The 24,495-nt window shown below is 30.2% G+C and carries 24 protein-coding genes and 1 tRNA gene; 4 read left to right on the top strand and 21 right to left on the bottom strand.

The genetic code is table 11. The annotated features are described in order from the left end of the window. The 5 genes from ACTNBA_RS09615 to ACTNBA_RS09595 all read right to left on the bottom strand — a co-directional run. The coding region (locus tag ACTNBA_RS09615) for a class I SAM-dependent methyltransferase (protein WP_441073682.1) at positions 1–676 on the bottom strand (676 nt) is incomplete at its 3' end. Between the two features lie 22 nt (positions 677–698). Continuing rightward, positions 699–1,037, bottom strand: coding sequence for a DUF6054 family protein (locus tag ACTNBA_RS09610; protein ID WP_035135426.1), 339 nt, complete (start codon positions 1,035–1,037; stop codon positions 699–701). Between the two features lie 367 nt (positions 1,038–1,404). After that, positions 1,405–3,642 carry an RNA polymerase recycling motor HelD gene (gene helD, locus ACTNBA_RS09605; RefSeq protein WP_441073680.1) on the bottom strand — a complete coding sequence of 746 codons (2,238 nt, stop codon included), beginning with the start codon at positions 3,640–3,642 and terminating at the stop codon, positions 1,405–1,407. Positions 3,643–3,961: 319 nt separating this feature from the next. After that, the gene (locus tag ACTNBA_RS09600; RefSeq protein WP_441073679.1) at positions 3,962–4,786 is read right to left on the bottom strand and encodes a GNAT family N-acetyltransferase; all 825 of its coding nucleotides are present in this window, start codon (positions 4,784–4,786) and stop codon (positions 3,962–3,964) included. 13 nt (positions 4,787–4,799) lie between these two features. Further along, the gene (locus ACTNBA_RS09595) at positions 4,800–5,672 is read right to left on the bottom strand and encodes an AraC family transcriptional regulator (RefSeq protein ID WP_441073677.1); all 873 of its coding nucleotides are present in this window, start codon (positions 5,670–5,672) and stop codon (positions 4,800–4,802) included. Positions 5,673–6,096: 424 nt separating this feature from the next. On the opposite strand from ACTNBA_RS09595, the gene murC reads away from it, so the two are divergent. Next, entirely contained in the window at positions 6,097–7,512 is a 1,416-nt protein-coding gene (murC, locus tag ACTNBA_RS09590) for a UDP-N-acetylmuramate--L-alanine ligase (RefSeq protein ID WP_441073675.1), read from the top strand. A 187-nt stretch (positions 7,513–7,699) separates the two neighbouring features. Here murC and ACTNBA_RS09585 read toward each other — a convergent pair whose 3' ends face one another. Continuing rightward, positions 7,700–8,527: a class I SAM-dependent methyltransferase gene (locus tag ACTNBA_RS09585; RefSeq protein ID WP_051824265.1), complete on the bottom strand. Its 828-nt coding sequence runs from the start codon at positions 8,525–8,527 to the stop codon at positions 7,700–7,702. Positions 8,528–8,596: 69 nt separating this feature from the next. Further along, a complete protein-coding gene (locus ACTNBA_RS09580) occupies positions 8,597–9,079 on the bottom strand; it encodes an HIT family protein (RefSeq protein WP_441073673.1) in 483 nt (160 codons plus the stop codon). Positions 9,080–9,235: 156 nt separating this feature from the next. On the opposite strand from ACTNBA_RS09580, the gene ACTNBA_RS09575 reads away from it, so the two are divergent. Both ACTNBA_RS09575 and ACTNBA_RS09570 read left to right on the top strand, forming a co-directional pair. After that, positions 9,236–9,394 carry a hypothetical protein gene (locus ACTNBA_RS09575; RefSeq protein WP_441073671.1) on the top strand — a complete coding sequence of 53 codons (159 nt, stop codon included), beginning with the start codon at positions 9,236–9,238 and terminating at the stop codon, positions 9,392–9,394. 43 nt (positions 9,395–9,437) lie between these two features. Then, on the top strand, positions 9,438–10,787 hold the full coding sequence (locus ACTNBA_RS09570; RefSeq protein WP_441073669.1) for a DUF4317 domain-containing protein: 1,350 nt from the start codon (positions 9,438–9,440) through the stop codon (positions 10,785–10,787). Positions 10,788–10,817: 30 nt separating this feature from the next. Here the strand turns inward: ACTNBA_RS09570 and ACTNBA_RS09565 are convergent, their stop codons facing one another. Next, positions 10,818–11,657, bottom strand: coding sequence for a hypothetical protein (locus tag ACTNBA_RS09565; RefSeq protein WP_441073667.1), 840 nt, complete (start codon positions 11,655–11,657; stop codon positions 10,818–10,820). A 529-nt stretch (positions 11,658–12,186) separates the two neighbouring features. Beyond that, entirely contained in the window at positions 12,187–12,498 is a 312-nt protein-coding gene (locus ACTNBA_RS09560) for a hypothetical protein (protein WP_150843701.1), read from the bottom strand. 172 nt (positions 12,499–12,670) lie between these two features. Here ACTNBA_RS09560 and ACTNBA_RS09555 point away from each other — a divergent pair. Further along, positions 12,671–12,746 (top strand) — tRNA-Met (locus tag ACTNBA_RS09555). 114 nt (positions 12,747–12,860) lie between these two features. On the opposite strand, the gene ACTNBA_RS09550 is transcribed toward ACTNBA_RS09555, so the two are convergent. The 12 genes from ACTNBA_RS09550 to ACTNBA_RS09495 all read right to left on the bottom strand — a co-directional run bounded on the left by ACTNBA_RS09550 (position 12,861) and on the right by ACTNBA_RS09495 (position 24,379). Next, positions 12,861–14,135, bottom strand: a complete 1,275-nt coding sequence (locus tag ACTNBA_RS09550) for a radical SAM/SPASM domain-containing protein (protein ID WP_150843700.1) — start codon at positions 14,133–14,135, stop codon at positions 12,861–12,863. A 6-nt stretch (positions 14,136–14,141) separates the two neighbouring features. Then, the gene (locus ACTNBA_RS09545) at positions 14,142–15,005 is read right to left on the bottom strand and encodes a methyltransferase domain-containing protein (protein ID WP_441073665.1); all 864 of its coding nucleotides are present in this window, start codon (positions 15,003–15,005) and stop codon (positions 14,142–14,144) included. Beyond that, entirely contained in the window at positions 15,002–15,577 is a 576-nt protein-coding gene (locus ACTNBA_RS09540) for a class I SAM-dependent methyltransferase (RefSeq protein ID WP_346866866.1), read from the bottom strand. The genes ACTNBA_RS09545 and ACTNBA_RS09540 overlap by 4 nt, the downstream gene beginning before the upstream one ends. A 269-nt stretch (positions 15,578–15,846) precedes the next feature. Further along, positions 15,847–16,995 carry a tRNA uracil 4-sulfurtransferase ThiI gene (gene thiI, locus ACTNBA_RS09535; protein WP_150843697.1) on the bottom strand — a complete coding sequence of 383 codons (1,149 nt, stop codon included), beginning with the start codon at positions 16,993–16,995 and terminating at the stop codon, positions 15,847–15,849. Position 16,996: 1 nt separating this feature from the next. Continuing rightward, positions 16,997–18,130, bottom strand: coding sequence for a cysteine desulfurase family protein (locus tag ACTNBA_RS09530; protein ID WP_441073662.1), 1,134 nt, complete (start codon positions 18,128–18,130; stop codon positions 16,997–16,999). Between the two features lie 303 nt (positions 18,131–18,433). Further along, positions 18,434–18,796, bottom strand: coding sequence for a DUF4180 domain-containing protein (locus ACTNBA_RS09525; protein ID WP_346846679.1), 363 nt, complete (start codon positions 18,794–18,796; stop codon positions 18,434–18,436). Positions 18,797–18,810: 14 nt separating this feature from the next. Continuing rightward, on the bottom strand, positions 18,811–19,299 hold the full coding sequence (locus tag ACTNBA_RS09520; RefSeq protein ID WP_441073660.1) for a helix-turn-helix domain-containing protein: 489 nt from the start codon (positions 19,297–19,299) through the stop codon (positions 18,811–18,813). Positions 19,300–19,576: 277 nt separating this feature from the next. Beyond that, positions 19,577–20,434, bottom strand: coding sequence for a GNAT family N-acetyltransferase (locus tag ACTNBA_RS09515; protein WP_441073659.1), 858 nt, complete (start codon positions 20,432–20,434; stop codon positions 19,577–19,579). Positions 20,435–20,488: 54 nt separating this feature from the next. Beyond that, on the bottom strand, positions 20,489–20,734 hold the full coding sequence (locus tag ACTNBA_RS09510; RefSeq protein WP_441073657.1) for a hypothetical protein: 246 nt from the start codon (positions 20,732–20,734) through the stop codon (positions 20,489–20,491). Between the two features lie 216 nt (positions 20,735–20,950). After that, the gene (locus ACTNBA_RS09505; protein WP_441073656.1) at positions 20,951–21,781 is read right to left on the bottom strand and encodes a phosphoenolpyruvate hydrolase family protein; all 831 of its coding nucleotides are present in this window, start codon (positions 21,779–21,781) and stop codon (positions 20,951–20,953) included. A gap of 38 nt (positions 21,782–21,819) precedes the next feature. Beyond that, complete coding sequence (locus tag ACTNBA_RS09500; protein WP_441073654.1) at positions 21,820–23,028, bottom strand: Tm-1-like ATP-binding domain-containing protein; 1,209 nt, start codon at positions 23,026–23,028, stop codon at positions 21,820–21,822. 157 nt (positions 23,029–23,185) lie between these two features. Next, a complete protein-coding gene (locus ACTNBA_RS09495; RefSeq protein ID WP_441073652.1) occupies positions 23,186–24,379 on the bottom strand; it encodes a phosphoenolpyruvate hydrolase family protein in 1,194 nt (397 codons plus the stop codon). Positions 24,380–24,495 lie beyond the last annotated feature (116 nt).

Raw genomic sequence — 24,495 nt, 5'->3', positions numbered from 1 at the left:
AACCTATGGACTTTTTAATAATAAGAAATAGACTGGACTCATCTACTTCTTCAATGCTATAATCACTACCGAATTCCTCACCAAACTTTTTAAGTTCATCTTCAGAAAATGTATTAGCAACAAATCCATCCTTACACACAATTATACCATCATGAGTTTTTTCCAAATCAATTTCTCCAAGCAGCCCCTTCTTCGCCTGTTCATAGAACCAGGCTATACGATGATTCCAAAATTTAGGGCTGTATGTGCTAAAATAAGCCTTTCCTCCAGGAACAAGCACTTTCATACATTGTCTAATTAAATCCATAGGGTATCCTTTCATAGCTGATAAACCATTTTGTAAACATAATACCACATCAAATTCTTCACCAAATTTAAGGTTGTGGGCATCCATAACTTCAATACTGCATTTAGGGCTTTCTTTTATATAATCCCTACCAAGTTCTACAGAGTATTTTGAAATATCGATACCTACAAGCTTTGATGCAAAAGGTGCCAGTTCCTTAATTATACGGCCATAGCCTGTTCCAACCTCCAACACCTTCTCATTACCCTGTAAATTTTCACCCACAAATTTGATTTCTTCACCTAAATAACGCTTAATTCTTGGATATTTTGTATCGTAAACCTTAAACAATTTTGTAGAATTTAAACTTTGTTCATAGTAATTAGACACAAATACACCTCCCAATTACTGTTTATATTATATAATTTTTTAATATTTCTCTTGGAGAATTAGTAAATTTATCACTTGCTCCCCAGTCAAATCTAAATAGTCCTTCACCACCACCAGCACCTATGCAGTGAACATGTGTAACATCATGAACATTATTTATGCATACTGTTAATGTAAGCCTGTTCCCTGCTCTATAGAAATGTTTTTCATAGACTATTACAATCATAGCATGAATATCATCAATATTTACAGCATGATAATCTATCCTTTCACCTGTAATACTTTCATTTACTATTCCTTTGTCTAATAATTCAGCTACCTCACTTAAGCTTAAATTAACATTAAAATTATCTCCAGTCATAATATTCATCTCCCATAAAATATTTAATTAATTCAATTTGTATTTGTTTTACTATATATTTATGAAAAACCACTACCCTTAAATTCCTATTTATCTAATACCTTATAGTAATTTCCCCTTTCATTATAACATATTTTGTAATTAACCCTTGCTTAAAATATGGTATTTAAAGAGCTAATGCTTTTTCTAGCAATATTAATTTCCATACTTAATCGTCTAAAAATATTCTCTTCTGTAAATTTGCCTGCCACACAAATAAACCTAGTTATCTCCCCTATACAACAAAATTAACAATATTTCAGATTCAAGTTTTGATTACATTTTCATATAAAAAAAGATAGACTTTTTCAGTCTACCTTATTTCTTTTCACTTTAATAATGATGATACATTCCTTAAATAAAATATATCTAAAACATGGAGGGCTCTTGTACAAGCTGTATAAAGTAGCAATCTATCCTCTTCATCCTTATACCTTAAATCACTGGCATTATAAATCATAACCACATCAAATTCCAAACCCTTAGCAAGATATGCAGGAATAACTAAAATATCATTAACATACTCATCATCCTCACTTATAATCATTTTAATATTAATCCTATCCTTCAAATGATTGTAAACCCTCTGTGCCTCATCAACATTTTTTGTTATTATTCCTATAGAATTATGCCCATCACCCTTATGAACTTTTACCTCTTCCACTATTCTTTCATTTATATCTTCTTCCTCTAAAAGACCAGTTATTTTGGGCCACTCCCCACTTCTTTCCACGTATTCATCTTGAATTTCATCACTTAATATTTTTCGAGAAAATTTAGTTATTTCCATTGTAGATCTATAACTTTTAGTTAAATTTATTATAGAAGTATCCTCAGGTTTAAGTATATTTACAACATTGTTATAGCTTCCAACACTCATATAAGGATTAATGGATTGAGATATATCGCCAAGGACTGTTTTATTTGCTTTGTTAAATAATTGATTAAAGATTTCATACTGTAATGGTGAATAATCTTGAGCCTCATCAATAATTACATACTTCACTTCTTCTGTTTTTAGAATATCACCTACAGCTCCTTTTATAAATAATAAAGCTATTTGATCTTCATAATTTATCTTTTTAACCCCTAAATTCTCTAGGGTATATCTTTTAATTTCTCTAATACTTTCATTATCATATTTAATATTTACCATCTTTAAGAAGTGTTCTAAATCTTCATAAAAGGCCTTATAGCATTCCATCAAATCAAATTTAGTTTTTTCTTTCACCTCATTAATTATAGTTTTAATTTCTCTATCTACTAAGGATTTACTTACTTTAACGATTTCATCCCTATCTAAATATTCACCAGAGTTTTCAAGTTCTTTCATAACTTTATTGACTAATGTTTTTTCATAAGGTTCTATAACATATAAAATTCTTTGCTTTAGCTTTTCTAACCTTCTCTTAAGAGGAAGCCTCTTATAGTCTTTGTAAAACAATTCCTGTATTTCCACTGCTGAAATTATAGTTTTCCCTCTTAAAGTAATATCTTTAAAATCTCTACCTACTTTTTCTAAGTGCTTTATATATATCTTTAATAAATTAACAAACTCAGCAGATGACTTAAACTTCAAGCTTTTAACCCTAATATCATAAGACTGCTCACTGTTATCACCAAAAATTGTCTCCATCATTGCACAATAATCTTCTTTATCTCCTACCTCCTCTAGAACTTTATGCATATATTCTTTAAAGGTAGTTTGAAGCATATTCTCTTCCCCAAGCTGAGGTAAAACATTAGAAATATAATCATTAAAAATATTATTTGGAGAAAATATTACTATGTTTTTAGATGTTATGGTATCACGATGCTTATATAATAAATATGCAATCCTATGAAGGGCAACGGAAGTCTTTCCACTCCCTGCAGGCCCCTGAACAATTAAATTTTTATATTTTTCATTACGAATTGCCTTGTTTTGCTCTCTTTGAATTGTAGTCACTATAGCTTTCATTTTATTATCGCTACTTTTACTTAATATATCTTGTAATACTTCATCATCTATTTTTATATTACTGTCAAACATATAATCAATCTTGCCATCACTAATTTTATATTGCCTTTTCATTGATATTTTGCCATTTATAATCCCATCAGGACATTTATAATTAGCACTTCCAATTTCATAATCATAAAACATACTAGAAACTGGTGCCCTCCAATCATATATAAGGAAATTAAAGTCTTCATCAATTAAATTAGAAATTCCAACATAATACTTTTCAGCTTTTTCTTCTCCCTCTTCCTCAAAATCCATTCTCACAAAATAAGGAGATGAAATCATCTTCTCATATTTATCAACTAGCTTTCTTTCAAACTCATGGTTCCTCTTTTGAATTTTCATGGTATTAATAAACTGCATAAAATCTCCTATATGCTGCATACCATTTTCTACTGAAACAGCCCCAAGATTTTCCCATAATTCTCTTTGGGTTTCAATAGCTTCCTTTTTAAAATTATCTTTGGAGTTTTGCTTTTCTTTTAATTGCTTTTTTACCTCCCTAAGCACCTTTTCTAACCATTCCATTTCTACTAGCCATTCAGATTTATTTATTGACAAAATATCTCCTCCTTGTAATAAGCTTTAGCATTTTAGAATTAACATTGCTATTTTATCACATGCACCTTAAATTACCAGTCTATAATTACTTTGTTATATATGGTATAATTAAAGTGTAGAGATAGTATATTAAAACTTTCTAGCTTAAAAATAGTAAAAAGTGAAAAACTCCATTTATATGAAGTTTCTCACTTTTTATCATTTCTTCTCACTATACTAATTTTTCTTTTTATTTATTTTGTTTCTCAACAGATACACTTCACCCTAACTATTATAATTTGTGTTTTCCATTTAACCTCCCTATATTTATTCTACATAATTAAATAGTTATACCTGGAAACATGAAGTTCTTTTCAACCTCATTATATCCAAAAGATTTATATAAATTTATAGCACGTTTATTAAGTTCCCATACTTCTAGCTTTGTTTTATTTAAATTTTTTGACAAGAAATAATTAAATATATACTTAACTATAATTTTTGATATCCCTTTGCCACGTGCTTCTGATAAAACATATAAAGTTTCAATATAGCCGTAGCCATCATTTTCAAAGATTGTACAACCACCTTGTATATTTCCATCAACTAAAAAATATAGATTTTTAAAATGCTTTTCCTTACTTTGTTCTAAAAGTGCATCTACATCTAAGGGTGATATAAAGATTTCATTGTATATTGCACTATACTCCATAAGCTCCTTCTGAGAACTTAAATTTATCTCAGTTACTTCCACTTCTGTGAATGTATATTTAGGATTCTCTTCAATATCTGCTTCCATAATGATACTGTAGTTTTCATCAAAACCATTTTTAATATAGAAATCAAGCTTCTTATTGTTATATTCAAATCCAGAATATATTCTTGCTTTTAAGTCTGGTCTTTCCTTATGAAGCTCTTTAGCCCTTAGGAATACCTTATCAAATAATTTTTGTTTAACTTCATCTTTTAAAAGCTTGTCCATATTAGATTCTATATCAATATCTATAAAAATAAGGTATGGTGTTTCATGGGCCTGATGATAATTTATATTAGGATATGTATAGGCACTTCCCAAATAGCTTCCATCATCACTAAAGGCTAAAAAAATATTTTCTTTACTATTACCATATTGATCTTCCTTTGGATTTTTTATTTCAATACTCATTTTATCCCCCATTTTATTTTCTTTTTACTGGAATCCATAACTCACAACTATAATTAATATATTGATCATCATCCCAAAAATACTTTTCTATACATGATCCTTCTATTTGTTCAAATCCTGATGATGGAAACCATTCTGAATATATTAGCCTCCATAAATCTGCTATGGCAAGGGTATTCAAGTTATCTCCCCTGCCATCGAAAACAGCCCATGTACATGAAGGTATGTTTACCATTTTATATTCATTGGGTATATCTTTATCAGGAACTTTCCACCCCATCATATATTTTCTACTTCCATCTTCTTTAAAATCATAATGAATTCCATAAAGCATATTCATTTTAGAATATCCTAAAAATTCATTAATCTTAAGATGGGTTCCATCCTTCCAAATTTTATCACAAAATTCTGGTATTTCTTTATATAATGCATTATCTATTAATGTGGTTAAAAAATCCACTCCAAAAAATTTAAATTCATCTTGTTTAACTATTCTATAATTAATTTCGCATTCCCCTTTAATTGATATTTGAAATGAGAGTTTTGGAAATGATTTAAGTCTTGTATTGCCCTTTTTTATCATAGAGGGTGTTGAACCATGAAGTCTTTGAAAAGCTTTAGTAAACGCATCTGGACTTTCATAACCATATTTAGCAGCTACATCAATAATCTTTACATCTTTAGAAGATAACTCTTCACCAGCAAGTGTTAGCCTACGATTTCTAATATATTCTGTTAAAGTAACCCCAGTTAATGCATGAAACATTCTTTGAAAATGGTAACGTGATGTAAATGCAACCTTCGCTATTTCATCAATACTTATATTTGAACCCAAATTATCTTCAATATATTCAATTGCATTATTAATATCCTTAATTATTTCCAAAATTCTAACCTCCATTAAAGTATATAGTAACAAAGGATTTTATTCCCGTCTTACTGTGCTTTGTTTTGTCCATACTAATTACATTATATTCTGTTAGTTCTTTGCCAAAGATGAAAAAATTCATTAAATTTAACTTCTTATTTATATTTTAAAAACAACTTAATTTTTCACATATTATCAAATTTTTACTTAATTCTTATTATACATTACTTTAAAATTGAATTGAATGGCTTCTTGAGCTTCATGTGACAAGTCTATAATCATTTCTTTTTCACCGATTGGAAAACAATAGTAAATTCATGTTATAATTAATTTGAAATTGTAATTTAATGTGAATCAACTTTATTTTGAATAAATAGCAGAACAAAGGCTTTTCTAAAACATATTCTTAATCTAAATTACATTATGATAGGAGTGAATTATATTGGAAAATAAAATAAAAGTGCATTTCATGGGTATATGCGGAAGTGGTGCTGCACCTATAGCAATTATTGCAAAGAACATGGGGTTTGATGTTTCAGGATGTGACTTGAATATATCAGGATATTATAAAGATGCTCTTTTACAAAATAATATAGATATCTTAAAAGGTCATGATTCAAGCCATATACAGGATATTGATATCTTAGCTATATCACCTGCCATTTTAGATATTTCACCGGATCATCCAGAAATACTTGAAGCTAAAAAAAGAGGAATTTTAATGACATGGCAGGAGTTTTCAGCTAAATATGTGCAAAATGAAAAGTTTGTTGTTTCCATTGCAGGTACCCATGGTAAATCTACAACTACAATTTTAATGGGACTTGTTTTGGAAAATGGTGGTCTAGATCCAATTGTTGAAGCCGGAACAACCTTTAAAAACTGGGGTGGTGGATACAGGTTAGGAAAGTCAGATTACTTTGTATGTGAAGCTGATGAATTCAATAATAATTTTTTAAATTATAGTCCTTCAATAGCTGTAATAAACAATGTGGAAATGGATCATCCAGAGTTTTTCAAGGATATAAATCATGTTAAGGATTCTTTTAAGAACTTTATAAAAAGACTTAAAGGTTCAAAAATTTTAGTTGTTAATGAAGATAGTACAGCTATTAGAGAAATATTATGTGAGTTAAGACATTGGCTAAATGAAGAAGGAGTAAAAGTTATTGGATATTATATAGATAATAAGCTTGAATTTCCTTTTTACATGGAGTATAAAGCAGAATTGACTTCAAATACCCCTGAATACTCATCCTTTAAAGTAGTAAATGGAGATAAAAAATATAATTTTAACCTTGGACTTATCGGTAAGCATAACGTTGAAAACTCTTTAGGGGTGTTAATTACTGCCCTAGAGTTAGGTGTTGATATAGATGCAATAAAGAATTCATTTAAAAATTTTAAGGGAATCGGAAGAAGACTAGAATTAGTAGCAGATATTGATGATATTAAGATTTTTGATGACTTTGCTCATCATCCTACAGCAATAGCAACTACCTTAGATTCAATTAAACTTAGTTATCCAGGAAAAAAGGTTTTCGCTGTCTTTGAACCACATCAACTTTCAAGAACAAAGCTGTTTTTTAATGAGTTTGCTATAGCATTAAAAAAGGCAGATAGAGTTATTATTACCGAACCCTTCTTAGGACGAGAAGCAAATAAAAACATAGAGCCAGTTAATTTAGATATGCTATGTAATGAAATAGATATAAATAAAGCTGAGTATATAAAAAGCTCTGATAAAATATGTAGTAAACTCCTTAATGAAGCTAAAGGTGGAGACATAATTATAGTTTTTGGAGCAGGTGAATCTTATAAATTATCTAGAAAAATTATTAATGTATTAAAAGAATAAAATAATAAGGTGTGTGGTAAGTTATGAAATTCAACATAATTTATTACACACCCTATTTGTTTTAATTGTAACTCGCCTTACACGCATTCACTGAGTAAGTTCTGCTATCCAAATATAAAATTTGGGGCATCACTTAAATGTAACTCGATTCACATGCGTTCATGTATAAATATAGTAGTTATTCCTTTTATAACACTTTCTTAGGGTTCTTAGCTATAAACATTCCACTAGATTTAGGTATATCAATACTTCCTTCTCTTAAAATTATATCTTCCAGATACCTATAAAAATCCTGTATTTTGCTCTCCGTCATTATATCCTGTATGTTTACATGTCCCTCTAAAGATAGAACATAATCCACTAAAGGCTTTGCTTCTGTTATATGAAGGGAATCTTCATACACTAAAGTTTCAACAGAATCAAAATGCTTTGATAACTGCTCTGCTCCATTTTCTATACCAAATTCCTTTGCAACAGAAAAGGAGGAATAATTAATCTGAGAATCAAAACCTTTCACTAAAGCTTTTAGGCCCTTCATATTATAAAGACTATTGGTAGTAGCATAAAAAGTTCCCTCTGCTTTAAGTATACGTGCAATTTCACTGATTGCTAAATCTCTATTTTGAACATGGTAAAGCATATGATTAGCAATGGCACAATTAAATGAGCTATCTTCATATTCAATATTTTGTATATCACTAACAGAATAATCAAATACTTCATCAATTCCTAAAAGGTTATCTTTTGCTGATCTCAACATACCTTCAGACAAATCTGTGAGAATCACCTGGATATCCTTTGGTATCCTATTTCTATTATTAGCCCATGTGCTTCCATTCCCACAGCCGAATTCAATAACTTTATTATTGGGCTTAAACCTATATTGATCAAATACCCAATTAAACCATCCATATTTATTTGTACTAAAACCATCATGTAAAGCTTGTCTGACTTTTAAATTCTTATCTGAATTATACTGCCCCCTAACTATATCTCTGTCATTTGCTCTAGACATATAACCACTCCATTCTTATTATTCAATACTAAAATATTACCTCAAAATATCCTATTCTTTATATATAACTTATTTAGTAAAATCCTGTTTTAGTTTTTCTGCTACTAATAGAACTTCTTCTAAATTATTTTCTGTTTTAAGATTTTCTTTAATATAGCTCATTATTTCTCTTATATTACTTAAAGAATTACCAAACTTATCATTCATCCATTGATACCTTGGCAATAGCCATAAATGTAAGTGACCTGATCGTTCTTCTTGAATAATAGTAACCTCATTAATATCACATATATTTTTCATTGCAACTCTTGTTTTGTAAACTAACTCAAAAAGTTCTGTAGACTCCTCTAAGGTTAGCTCCGCAATAGATCTTACGTGATTTTTAGATGCCGCAATTAAAAATCCACTAAGTGGAACATCTGGATCTTGATGAAGAACAAAGTTCTTTGTATCATATATTATTCCACCTGGTGGCACCATATCATTCTTTCCAATGGAACATCCCATACATTGATCTGGCCACTGATTATTCATAAAATCTTTAAACCCCATTTTTAACCTCCATAACTCCTGATAATGTAAATAATAATGTTTCTCTATTAACCTTCTATATGGAAACATACCCTTATTATACCATATACATTATAGGTATACTTATTATTTTCATATCATCTGTATTTACTTTACCTAATAAACCCTTTAATTAAGATGAAAAAAATATTATACTTAAGTGAGTGTCCAAATCTTTGGTTTGGCTTACATGGACTTATTTATCCTAAGGGACAAGGAGTTCTAAGTATAGAAAATATTGATACTAAGAACTTTGTTTATTGGAATGAATATAGAGATACCTTTCCCTATGATTAATAATACCTACAAATAGAAAAATACTAGATTAAGGAGTTTATATATGAGAAAAAAAGATATACTTGAGTTAAAAAGACGGTTGAAAAAAGATCATTGCACCTTCACTAAGTTGTGTGGTTGCTATGTTAATGGAGAAAAAAATATCATTTTAAAGTTTAGAGAATCTTTTCTAAATTTAGATGAGGATGAATACTTTAAGTACTTAGAAATTGCTAAAAAAGTACTATCTGGAACCATTGGAAATAATATTTTAGAACTTAATTTTCCAATTAATGAAGACTATGTGAATGAAAAACAAATTTCTCTTATGCAACTTAAAAAAAGTCAATTAAAAGATGATGCCCTTCTTGATAATTTTTATAATTTAATTATTGATAATTATGATTTTACCGGTAATTTTATAATACTTGTTTTTCATGATGCTTATGATGTTATTACTAAAACCACTGATAATGCAAAGTTAGATGAATCTGAAGAAGTATATGAATATGTGTTATGTGCAATATGTCCTGTTTCACTTTCCGAGCCTGGTCTTAGATACTTTGAAGAAGAAAATAAAATAAAAGCACGTATTAGAGATTGGGTAGTTGATGCTCCAACTAATGGCTTTGTGTTTCCTGCTTTTATCGAGCGTAGTTCAGACGTTAACTCTATTATGTATTACACAAAAAATGCAAAGGATACCCATCCTGAATTAATGGAAAATGCCTTGGGTTGTTATTCAAAGCAAACTGCTACCTTGCAAAAAGAAACCTTTGAGTCAATTATTAAAGATTCTTTTAGTACTGAAGAAAAGAAGGCTGATAAAATTTTTATGGAAGTACAAGAAAATCTAAGTGCTATGGTAGAGGAATACAATGCTATATATGATGATGCAGATTGTGAACCTATAAGCTTAACAAAGAAGGATATACAAACCCTTTTAATAGACAGTGGAGTTCCTGAAGAAGTGACTTCTAAGATTGAAGAATCCTATGTAGAAAACTTTGGTGATGATCTTCCTTTAGCAGAAAATTTAATTGATCCAAAGGCACTTAAGGTAAATGCCCAAAGAAAGAAGGAAGAACACCTTCAAAAACAAGTAGAAATACTTCAAACTAAACTGGAGGAAGTTAAACAAGAAACTTCTGTAGATAGTGAAACTCCCTCATCTACAGAAGTTAGTGAAGATAATATAATTTTAGAAGAAACTTTAGAAACTAATTTAGAGAAAGATTTGGATATAAATTCAGAAGATAATAAGAATGCTCCTGACTATGACGTTATACTTCAAGTAAAACCTGAAAAGATACCTCAAATAAAATCTCAAATAATTGATGGTCAAAAATGCATAGTTATTCCTATTAATGAGAATGAACAAACTGCAGTTAATGGCTTAGATCATTTGATTTAAGGTATCTGAAAATAAATATAGACTTACTACCTACATTGCTGAAGTATTACTTCTAATGAAGCTTACTTCAGCCTTACCTGAATGTAGTTGCCATATATACCAGAAAGCATAAGGAATTATTATTATACCGTTAAATATTCCCCATCCATATAATATATCTGCATTAAACCATGATGATGCATCCATTACAGCTGGGAATAAGTTAGGTAAACAAGCTCTAATTAATACGTGAGCAGATAAGGTATATATACGAGCTGCTATATAAAGTTCAGGTTTTCTTTTAATAATTGGATATATTTCTGCTGCCAATAATATGCATATAGAGCTAGCAAAGTATTTACCAGTTTCACCATAAACAAAGCATAAATTCCAAGTTGTATATAATAAATTCCAAGCTATAGTTGTATAAGCTATAAACATACTATTATCTTCAGCACTTAATTTAAAGAATTTTCGTCCATTTGGGAATGGAATAGTAAAACATAATAATAATCCACAAAGCGCATTGCCATAGTTTTTTAAAGTAACATCTTTTATGGTAGCTTCGGCAATATTTAAGAATAGTACCGCATAAATGAACCAAACAATCCAATCCTTTCTCATAAAGTCCCAGAACTTTCCTTTATATTTTTCTTGATCAGCTACACGGAAAAATCCACCTATTATAAGTGGCAATATAGCACTGAATGTTTTTGCCCAACGAAACCAACCATTTATGCCTCCCATAAGCCAAAGTGGAAAAGTAAATAAAGATGCAACCCAGAAGATAGCTGCAAATTTGTGATGTTTCCTCATATATTCAATCATGAATAAAAGTAAAATAAAATAAGTTCCCATGGAAAGTACATATTCCCAAACAGGAATATTCATATTATACATCTCCTCTTTTAAATATTGTAATAAATAATCCTATACTTATATAATATTACATATTATAGTTAAACATAACTAATCTAACATAAAAAGAGATACCCCTTAAAGATGGTATCTCCTTTTTAGTTATATATTAAACATCTGAACGCTACATTCTAAATCATAGTTTATTTCTCATAAACCAATCACAATTATCAAAGACGGAGAAATTATATATAAAGGATTAAAAAAAGACTTATATAAAAAACGTTCTACTTGCCACCTTAGACAATAAAGATAACCTAAAAGTTTTTTTATATAAATAATTCCTAGAGGACTAAGCATATCCATTAATATTATAGATACGTTTAAGCCTCTTTTTATTTAAAAACCTCCCTATTATAGCACGTTTTAACTGACTTATATCTATTAACATCCATATTAATTTAATTTTTCCAACAAGCTATATACTAATAGTAGCTCATTGAAGTTACTCAATGTATCTCTTAACACTTCATATGGTACACTTATATAAATTTTAATTATTTTATATTTCTTTGTCTTTAATTTGATTTTGAAGTTTATTTGAAAACCCAGTTGCTATCCCCGTTATCAAACCACTAAATATGTAGAATACATTAGTAGGAATATCTATCAAATATATACCTATAATTCCAATAATTATCTGCAATACAAAAGCAGAACATACTACTAAAAAAGGTTGCCATTTCTTGTCCATTTTTATTTTTGCACTAATTTTATCAGTTATGACATATTCCTTATCAAAGTTATGGTAAACTATCATACTTAACATCAATGGTACTAATATAAATAATGATTTTATTAATGAATCTAACATGCCCTTCTCCCCTTTAAATATGTCTATTTAGATGTATAAATCTTAATGAAATATCTTCATTAAATTATACACGTAAAAATATAATATTTCTTTTGCTAATACCATTGACTTATCTCACTATTAATACTATACTGAGTAAGAAGCTTAAGGAAATCTCTTAAGAACTTAATATCGCGGGATGGAGCAGTTGGCAGCTCGTCGGGCTCATAACCCGAAGGTCGTAGGTTCAAGTCCTGCTCCCGCAACCATAAAAAGATTCTATATTTAATATAGAATCTTTTTTATTTATGAATTGTCTTTTAGCCAATTATAATCTTAAAATAATACAGAAAAGGTGCTTTTCAAAAGCCCCTTTAATTTCCTTACTGCAAATCCCTATAATATTTAGGATATCTATCACTTTTATTCTTATTACAGATATTTATTGCCTTTTCCTTACTAAGTGGAAGTATCCCTTCTGATTGCTTAAATACTTCCCTATTTACTTTTTGAGCAAAGCATCCAACTTTAGGCTTGCCTATATGATTTTTCATTTCAATCCATAGTTTTTTTATAGATTCTTCTTTTACATTTCCAAAGTTCATAGGCACAAAATCACAGGGATATAATTCTCCCGAAGCACTTATATAGGAATGTTGATTTCCTGCTCCACAACCAAATTTTAATTCACTTTCTGTATAAGCAAAGGTACTTATCTTAGGTAAATCACTTATTTTATTTGCCTTATGTTGCAATTTTATAAGCTTTTCTCTATCACTTTCACTATACATTACATTACTTAATTGTTTTTCTGTTAAAAGATTGCCACTTAGGATAGGTTCAAGTATCTTAACTTCATGGGCCCCATTATCCTTAGCAAATTTAAATAACTTAAATAACTCTTCCTCATCAAGATTTTCTTTCATTATAACAGTTTGTGCCATTACATATAACCCTGCTTTATTTGCATTTCTAAGGGCTTCAATAGCATAATCAAAGGCATTTTCATTATTTCTATTTTTATTGTGTACATCTTTTTCATAAGAATCTAAACTTATTCCAATGCCAAATAGACCACTATCCTTTAACTTTTTTGCTTTTTCATAGCTTAGATTAAAACCACTGGTAAATAGAATAGATGTACTTCTATTATCTATACTTCTTACTATATCAAATATATCTTCACGTGCCATGGGCTCTCCTCCTGTAATTCCAATAATAGGAGTGCACATTTCTTGAAGCTCCTGTATAACCTTAATCCATTGTTCCTTTGTTAACTCTTCTCCTAATTGTCTACTTTTTGCACTACAATAAACACAATTATTAGGACATTTATGTGTTATACATAAATACATAGAAATAGGTGCAGTTCTCTCTGCATAGATTTGCTTTGTAAATATGTTTTTAGGCTCATGAACTGCTAGTACATTTTGTACAAAGGACTTAGATGGAAAGGGTGGTAAAAATGTACTCAGTATATACTTGTCCTCATGCTTCACTAGCTTTTCACCCTTTATAAAACTTTTCATCATTTTTATATATTTTAATAGATTAAACTGTTTATCTTCCCTTAAAATATTATAAATGTCAAATATACTCCTTATAACATTTTTATCAATAGCCATTTGAGACATGATTTTTAAATTATTTATGCTCATACATTTCTATTCCTTTCTAAATACTCCATAGGCAAATTTATGATTTATTTCATAAGCTTCATTTTTATATTTCTCTTTCTTTATTTTTTCCACTATAAGAGGTTCAACTTCATTATAATTATTAAATATCTTCTTAGTGCCTGCCAATGCACCAGTTATATTTAACCACTCCATAAGTTCCTCTGGCTCCTTAAATCTAAAAAACACTTCACCTTCATCTGCTTCTAAAACCTTAAAATCGTACTGCCTGCACCATTTAACTAAACCTTTCTTCCCCTTTGGTAAATTTAATCTTATATCCATAGGTTTAATTACTTCCTTTTCCTTCTCTCTCATTACTTCTAGAAATATTTCCTCTATCTTATCTAAAGTTCCATGAACATTTGTAATTATAGCTAATATACCCTGGGGTTTTAAAGCATTATTAAAGAGCTTAAATAATTCATGATGATTGAAATAAGAAAGTGCCCAACCAAAAAATATCACATCAAATTTTTCATTAGACTTTTTCAAAAATTCAATACCATCACTATTAATAATAGTAACCTTCTCCTTATTAACAGTGTTTAACTTCTCAAGCATTTTACTTGATTGGTCTACAGCTGTGATTTTATACTTTTCAGATTTATCTAAAAGACCCTTAGTTATATATCCTGTTCCACAAGCAAAATCTAGTATTTTCAATTCCTTATTTGGATCTATATACTTTGAATGAATAATATTATCAGAATGTGTTCCCATTTCTTTGAGCCAATGATTATAGGTATGAGAAACTTTATCGTACTCTGCTCTATAATCTTCATTGCTTACAACTTCTTTTTTAAAGAGTTTATAGCCAACCTTTAAGTAAAATACCATTTTATTTATCATATTTTCTCACCTACAAATATAAAATAATAGCCCTTATCATAAACTTTACTTATATGAAAATGTTCTTCAAGCAAAACCTTAATTTCATCTTTAGTTCTAAAAAACAATCTTCCAAAGAGAATAAATTCAAATAATCTTAACAACCTGGTTCTTATATGATTTTTATGGAAATCCATAATAACTATTTTTCCACTATCCTTTAGTATCCTACTTATTTCAGCAATGAGCTCCTCTTGTTCTTTGATATGATGAAAAACATCACTCATTATAACTGTATCTATAGAACCGCTGTGAAATGGCGTACTTAAAGCATTACCTTTTATAACTTTAACATTGCCTCTTTCCTCTACTCTTGAAAGCATCTTCTCACTTTCATCAAGGACATATACAGTGTTACAGCTATTACAAATATGATTAGCCAAAAAGCCAGTGCCTCCCCCTATATCTACAACCACTTCATCCTCATTAATACTGGCTGCATCTTCTATATCTCTAATCTTATATAAGTTAAAAATAGCCATAAACTTATCATAATATTTATAAACCTTATCAAAATCCTTAGTATTTCCCATAGACACCCTGCCCTTCACCATGAAAAATATTTACTAAATATATTATAACATTCTTACACCAGCTATTACACAACATTTAACTTATAAGGTAATCAAAACCTTTTATTAAGACTCTGTCATATTTAGTTTCACAATAAATGACTATGCTGTTAAGCCAGAGATGACATTTTACTATGATTATCCAAATTTTCATCTAAAAAAAGGATGCAGTTTAGAATTACTGCATCCTTTTGCTTATTTATTTTTTGAAGATGCCTTAACATCAATTATTAAAGATCGTTGTATATCTCCATATTATCTATACATTCTTGAACAAGTCTATCAATATCCAGTATACTTTCAGAATTTCTTATTAAGTCCACTCTAGGTTTTATTTTGGGATGCTTTGGTACAAATATTGTACAGCAGTCTTCATAAGGAAGTATAGATGTTTCATAGGTTCCAATATCTCTAGATATATCCATAATATCTATTTTATCCATAGCGATAAGAGGTCTAAACACTGGTCTATCTGCCACGTCATTGCTGACCATTAGCCCCTCCATAGTTTGACTTGCTACCTGGCCTATGCTTTCCCCGGTGGTTACAGAGTTTATATTATATTTTTCCGCTACAGCACAGGCAACTCTCATCATAAATTTTCTCATTATTATAGTAAGCTCATTCTCAGGGCATTTTTCTATTATATCCATTTGAATATCAGTGAAAGGTGCCACGTAAAGATTGATTTTCCCAGTGTAACCCTTTAGTAATCTTGCCAAGTCCTTTACCTTTTCTTTAGCTCTTTCACTAGTGTAAGGATGGCTGTGGAAATAAATAGCGTTTAATTCTACCCCACGCCTTGCCATCAAATATCCAGCAACAGGAGAATCTATACCACCAGAAAGCATAAGCATAGTACTACCATTGGTGCCATAAGGCATTCCTCCAACAGCTTTTACCCTTTTAGAATATACATATGCCCTTTTTCTTACTTCCACATTTATTATTCTTTGTGGTTTATGAACATCTACCCTTAATCCTTCTACTGCGTTTAATACTACAGCACCAATTTCACGACTCATCTCCATAGAATTTAAAGGGAAGGCTTTATTTGCTCGATTACTTTCAACCTTGAAGGTAGTTTCTCCAAAATCCTCAGCTTCCACAACCGCTTGAGCACTGATAGCTTCCATGGTAGGTTCTACTTCTGTAACTAAACAAACTTCAGAAATGCCAAAAACTCTTTTTACTTTTGACATTACTTCCTCCAAATCTTCACTATAGAGGAACCATCTTCCTTGATCGCTTATAAATTCATATCTGCAATCCTTAAGTACCGAAGCTATATTTTTCATGAGTTTTTTTTCAAAGGTTCTTCTATTTAATCCCTTTAAAAAAATTTCCGATGCATATTTAATAAGTAATAGTTTTCTCATATTATTTTCTCCTTAAAAATTTCAAACTTTTTTCTAGTACTTCTATAGTGTAATCTACTTCTTCTTTTGTATTAAACTCATTAAAGCTAAACCTTATGGTTCCCTTTGTTTCTTGGGTATTAAGGCCTATAGCTTTAAGCACATTGCTATCTCCTTGTTTCTTTGCGGAACAGGCAGAACCGGTAGATACATATATTCCCTTTTCCTCTAAGAGATGTAGTAGCACTTCGCCTCTTACACCTATAAAGGAAACACTTAAAATATAAGGACTGAAACACTCCTCACAAGGACTGTTTATCACTATATCTTTTATATCTCTAAGTCTTTCTATAAAATATTCTTTAAGCTCACTTACCTTTGAATAATTAAGTTGAACATTATTATATATAATATCTGAAGCCTTTACAAAGCCTATAATACCCGGTAAATTTTCTGTACCTGATCTAAAGTTTCTCTCCTGTCCACCACCGCTTATTAAAGCCTTAGGATTAAATCCTTTTTTTATGTAAGAAAAACCAACTCCTCTAGGACCGTGAATTTTATGGCCACTAACGGATAACAAATCTATTTGAGCTTTTTTTACATCAATTTTAAACTTTCCATAGCTTTGAACCGCATCTACATGGAACTTAACTCTAGGACTTTTTTCCTTTATTAAAGTTCCTATTGCTTCTATATCCTGTACAACTCCCAGCTCATTATTAACATGGATTATGCTCACTAATCTAGTGTCACTATTTATGCTGTTTTTTAGTTCTTCTAGAGATATACGACCCTTATTATCAACCTTTAAATAAGTAACCTTAGTCCCTGCTGCCTCCAATTCCCTGAAGGTATTAAGTACGCTAGGATGTTCAATTTCACTAGTTATTATGTGCGCACCTACCCCAGTAAAACCTTTTACTAAAAAATTATTGCTTTCACTTCCACCAGAAGTAAATATTATTTCATCCTTGGTACAATTAATAGTCTTAGCTAGTTTGTCTCTTGATTCATTAAGAGCTATTTCTGCCTTAAGGCCTAAACCATGAGCGGATGAAGGATTTCCAAAATTATTTTTCATTGTATGTACCACAGCATCTATTACCTCATCATAAGGTTCAGTGGTGGCACTGTTATCAAAATACACTTGCATAAAACCACTCCTAATCTATTATTCTACTTATTATATCAAATAATTCTTCCACCGCAACAAACTTTTGAAAAAAGTGTGGTAGAGCATTGATTCTCGCACATTAAATAGTTAGAGAAAAGACTACCATAATTTTTTAAAGCAAAAAACTGTAATAAGATTACATCTTATTACAGTCTGAAAATAATGTGTATTTTCATAATAGATAGTTTAGATATCTCTCCTATTGAAAAATATTTCTCCATAATAGACCTCTTTGTAATGACAACCATATGAGTTATAACTTACATACATGCCATTGTTATATTATAATTTCGAAATCCAAATTTCAGCATCTGCAATATTCTTAAATGTTCTGAAATGATTTCCTTTGTTAGCTTCCATAATCATTTCTTTAAATCGCTCATTAAGCTTTTCTTCATCTTCAATAATAACAGCGACTTTTACATTGTAGTTTATAAATTTTTGCAATGCCATGCCTGCGAGTCCAGTTTTAAGATTAAAGAAGTCTTCAGATAATACATTAGAATGCAGTATTATTGTATAAATGTCATTTTCCATACATTTAGATATGTAATCCAGCACATCTTGCTCTGAAGAAAGTTTCCTCAAATCAGAAACAAATTCAATATATTTATTGTTATTTTTGTTTACTACTCTGTAATTCAAAGTATTCACTCTCCTTATAAATTGGTTTGTTCCACAAGCATAGAAATTGAACTTAGCATACCTTCAATAAAGCTTACATTTCCCCATAACAAAACCCTTAGTCTGTTTACTTTTTCATCATATTTCATATTAACTGTTGATTTTTCCATTCCGGAATCTTTACAATTCATTAGTGCTATAAGAGTATTTGATATTCTAAAATATTCTTCTTTATCTACATCATTAATATCCACAACAGTAGATACATTTACCTTTTGCTTTATAGTATCTTTCACTTCTCCATTAGTAACAAAATCAATATTTGACTCTTCACTAATCTTTTTATTATTAATACTAACATTATTTTTTTCCATAAAAACACTTAAATCATGACCTGAAATTCTCCATTGCTTTCCAACTTTATTTGCTCCAAGCTTACCTTCTGTTATAAATTTTCTTATAGTTTTGTGATGCATACCTAATATTTCTGCGATTTTATCTATTGTATAAAATTGATTTTCCATAAAAATCTACCCTTTCAAAATTAGTTTATGATTAAATTATAATAGTTCTCTTTACACTTGTAAAGTATTTTGTTGTATTTTATTTAACTTTATTGTGTTTTGTTTCTATTTATTCAGCTTTTTATTTTATTTACATATTGTAAAATACCTATTTACTTATAAAATTTTTAACTTTTGATGACTCTATCAACTATTTGAGCAAAAAACAAAAACTCTTGGCATTACTTCCGAGGATTTTATTAATGTATTTTATCAACTATTATTTTGAAATTGGCAACTATTTTTTTCTATATTCATAGGGTGAAATACCATAAAAAGTTACAAATGCACGTGAAAAAGATTTCTGGGATGAATAATCTAGGTACTTTAAGATTGTGGCAATAGGTTTAAGAATAATAGCCATCAGTTTAGTAAACTGATGGCTATCATAATAGTGAAATATTTGATATTTATATAAAATATGAGCTGTCATTAAATAGTTGAATTTATATCCAACCCATTCACTAACATTAATTGCATGTTTGTTTGCAGGATGATGACATACAATCACCCTGTCAAAATTAACAGTCTCGAATAATCTCTTATACATAGATGCATAAAGCCATTTTCCTAAATTCCTTCCCCTATAGGATCTTTTAACTCCAATCATAAATTGGTAAGGAAAACCAGGGTCGTTATTATTGACAGATACATTTGATTTAGCAATCATTTCATTATTTGAGTTAAAAATCATATAACAATTATGAGTTATATTTCTTTTCTTATTAGACTTATTAATTTGCCTTTGTTTTTCAGGATTTATAATAAACTGTACATACCCCTCTTCCATAACATCCGGCATATCTTTCATAGTTTCTGTAAACAAATCACAATATTGTTTGATATAGCTCTCTGAGATGATATCAGTATATTTAATAGAAAGATCTGAATTTTTTGCTTCCAATTCTTTCATGGATTTATTAAGCATGTCTATATCAATGTCTTCTCTTTTTAAAGTGTAATAATTAGCCCTTAAGCTTACTTTATTATTGTATTGATTCATTAATTCATTTAATTCATAATTATATGTAACCATTACAATTTCACCATGTTGAGCTAGTTTCTCTTGAACCAATTGATTTATAGCCTTAATCATAAGTTCATCAATTGATAAATCGCATAAAGTGATGTTTAATTTATATTGTTCATTTCAATTACAGTCAGCAGCCTTACCACAATTAATCATTCCACAAATTAAAGAATTCTTTTCAAGTACAAATAGCTCATTATCACTTCCATTAAAAGACGATAAATATAGAGCTTTATAGTCATCATTACTTTTATAGGGGTCTAAAAAATTATATTTTTTTGTTATATTCTTATTGATTAAATATAGGTTTTCAACTTCATCTGCTGTCAAATTATTGGAGTCAATTTTATAAATTTTATACATCATCTCTACACCTCCACATTTTTAATCTTTACCAATATATGACATTTTAGCATACTTATTTGAGGTAAACAATACATTTTGTAGATCAAATTTACTATACACTTACTTTAAAATAATTTTACTAATATAAATAGAAGTTAACATCTCTCAGCAAAAAGTACCACCACCTATAAATAACTATTTAAGCCATTACAGGTGGTGGATGTGATGTTATATTTATTATTTCCTTATTGCTTTAAACGCTTCTGTTTGTGATTTTATTCCTTTTTCCGCTGCAAACCTTTCAATGCTTGAAGCACCAAAGAAACCGTCAATTCCTTCTGTTTTTTCTATTACATATGCAGCATCTTCTGGCTCCGCAATAGGTCCGCCATGACAAATTACCATAATGTCAGGGTTAACTTCTCTTCCCGCTTTAATAATAGCTTCAATTCTCTCTACACAGTCATCAAGTGTAAGTGCTGTTTGTGCTCCTATTGTACCTTTTGTAGTTAATCCCATGTGTGCAACTAATATATCAGCACCAGCTTCTGCCATTGCTCTTGCTTGGTCAGGGTCAAATACATAAGGAGTTGTAAGCATATCCAGTTCATGTGCTTTTCTTATCATTTCAACTTCTAAATCATAACCCATTCCAGTCTCTTCTAGGTTCTGTCTAAATACACCATCAATTAATCCTACTGTAGGGAAGTTTTGAACCCCTGCAAAGCCTTGTGCTTTTAATTGCTTAAGAAAAATCTCCATTACTCTGAATGGGTCAGTTCCACAAACACCAGCAAGAACTGGAGTATTTTTTACAACCGGAAGTACTTCTGCTCCCATTTCAACTACAATCTGATTAGCATCTCCATAGGATAGTAATCCTGCAAGAGAACCTCTTCCTGCCATTCTGTATCTGCCTGAATTGTAAACTATAAGCATATCTGCTCCACCAGCTTCACTGAATTTAGCCGTAATACCTGTACCAGCTCCTACACCTAATAATGTTTGCCCATTTTTAACCTGTTCTTTGAACTTTGTCATAATTTCGTTTCTTGTCATTGTATTCATCAATAAAGCCTCCTTCTATTATTTAAATTTATTATTCACTATTTTTTCATCATATCTATTAATTTTTGTGCTGCTGCTTCTGCAAACTCTATTTCGTTAATAGCGCAATTCATTTCTACTACTTCTACAACATTTCTGTTTACACCATTATTTAATATATTAAATAATACTTCATCCTCTTCTGGACCGTAAAAAGGCTGACCTTCTACATCAATAGCAGATACTCCTTTTAGAGGTATGAATAAAGCTGTTTTTCCTTTAGCTAGATTTAATTTTTCAACCAGTCTCATACCAATCGCTTCATTTTCCTCTTTATTTGTTCTCATAAGCGTTACTGAAGGATTATGTTTATATAAGTTACGTGTTATAAACTTCTCCGGAACTGTTTCATATGGTCCAAAATTACACATATCAATGGCACCTACTGATACAACCTGTGGTATTTGATTTTTGCCTGCTGCCTCTAAACGATGAGGTCCTGCATTTAAAACACCACCGATAACTTCATCTGCCCATTCTGTGGTAGTAAGGTCTAATACGCCTTCAATAAAGCCTCCATGGATAAGTGCTTCCATTGAACGTCCACCTACACCTGTTGCATGAAATACAAGAACTTCATAACCTCTCTTTTCAAGGTATTCCCTTGCAGCTGTTATACATGGAGTTGTTACGCCGAACATAGTTGCAGCAACTAATGGCTTTTTCTCTACGACTTTTGTATTTTCAAACTTAAGCATACCTGCAATTGCAAATACTGCATTTGTAAAGATCTTTGTTGAAATCGAGTTAAGACCTGCAACATCCACCACAGAAGGCATCATAATAATATCGCTGGTACCTACATAAGGTTCAGTATTGCCTGAAGCAACCGTTGAAACCATTACCTTTGGAACACCTATAGGTAGTGCCCTCATAGCTGGAGTTACCAATGAAGTTCCTCCAGTTCCACCAAAGGATATAATACCATCAAACTTACCCTGTTTATATAATTCAGGTAATAACTTCTCCATGCCTTTTGATAATATTTCTGTTGCTAATGCCCTATCTTTTTTGGAAACTAGAGTTTCTATGTCTGAGCCTGCTGCCTTTGCAACTTCATTGTTTGATACATCTGGTTCAAAAGCTGGCTCAAATACACCGGTATGAATGGTAAAAGTACATAAACCCAAACCTTCAATTAGTTCTTTTACGTATAAATATTCAGTGCCTTTAGTGTCAAATGTTCCTGCAATAGCGATTGTCTTCATTTCTTTAATCTCCCTACATAAATTTTCTTTTATCTAGTCTGTACAATATTAGATAAATGACTAAGATAATCGTCTTATAAAACGTATGATATTTATAAGTTAATCATACGTTTTTCGTCTCTTTATGTAAACGTTGCTATGTACTATATTTTTGTGTTTATGTCATATTTCTAAACTTATATTGTTTTGGCGAACAACCCTTATACTTTTTAAACATTTTGCTAAACTGCACATAATCTTTATAACCAACTAATGGTGCTAAGTCTGACAATTGGATATTCTCTTTATTTATAATTTCTGATGCTTTATTTACACGAAATTTAACTAGATACTCTGGAAAACTACAACCAACTTCTTTTTTAAATAAACTGCTTAAGTAACCCCTTGATACATGAGCTACTTTGGCTAAGTCTAGAAATGAAACATCATTCATATAATTTTTGGCAACGTACTCCTTTACAAATTCAACATAATTATAGTGATTTTTAACTCCATCTAACATTTTAATTATTAAATCATCTTCATCTAACTGAGTTGAAACTTTAAAAGCTTTTGTTATGTTTGTAATAGACTTTTCCGATGGAATTCTTTCAAATGTTGATCCACCTATATATCCCATTAAATCTTCAATATTACTATACATGTACTGAATATCGATTGGTGTTTTTACAGGTCCACCATATATTAATTTAATTACCTCTGGTTTTAACTCATTACATCTATTAAATATCTTCTCCGCTTTAACCTTTGCAGCTTCCAGTGAGAATACTTTTTTTGCTCCTAACAATCCTCCTCCTGTTAAACCTAAATGTACACAAATGACATCAGCTCCTGCAATAATCATCTGCTCTGCTTGTATTTCATTAAATACAAAGGCAACTGTAAACATGTCTTTTTCATGGGCTATTCTTATTGCTTCTACTTCAATTAAATAATTACATCCTTCTTCTTCAAGAGCTTCACCGAACTGACTGTCTATAAGTCCAACTGTAGGATAGTTATTAATACCTGAAAATCCCATATCCTTTATTTTATCTATGTAACTTTCCATATTCTTTAGAGGGTCCGTTGCATTGAGTCCAAATATAATAGGCATATCTTTTACCAATGGTATTATCTCTTTTGAAGCAAAGTCCATTACCATATCATTGCTATTGCAAAATGGTAAATAACCTGCCAATGAACTTCTCCCCATTTGCCGAAATCTACCTGAATTTAACACTAAAATAAAATCAGCTCCACCCTTTTCAGCATATTTTGCCGTCATTCCTGTACCTGTTGCTACACCAATAATATGATTTCCATTCTTTATTTGTATATTAATATTCTCTAATAACTTTTTTCTTTTCATACTTTCGAACCTCTTATTTTTTCATCAAACTCTTTATAACGAAACACCCCTGATCAATTTCAATGGTTAAGGCTTTTTTTTCATTAACATCACTTCACTACGATAACTAAACACGC

It is taken from the genome of Clostridium sulfidigenes, from assembly GCF_052067195.1.
In the GTDB taxonomy this organism is placed as follows: domain Bacteria; phylum Bacillota; class Clostridia; order Clostridiales; family Clostridiaceae; genus Clostridium_J; species Clostridium_J sulfidigenes.
The sequence above is the reverse complement of the archived record's forward strand: the minus strand, read 5'-3'. Positions and strand labels throughout refer to the sequence as shown.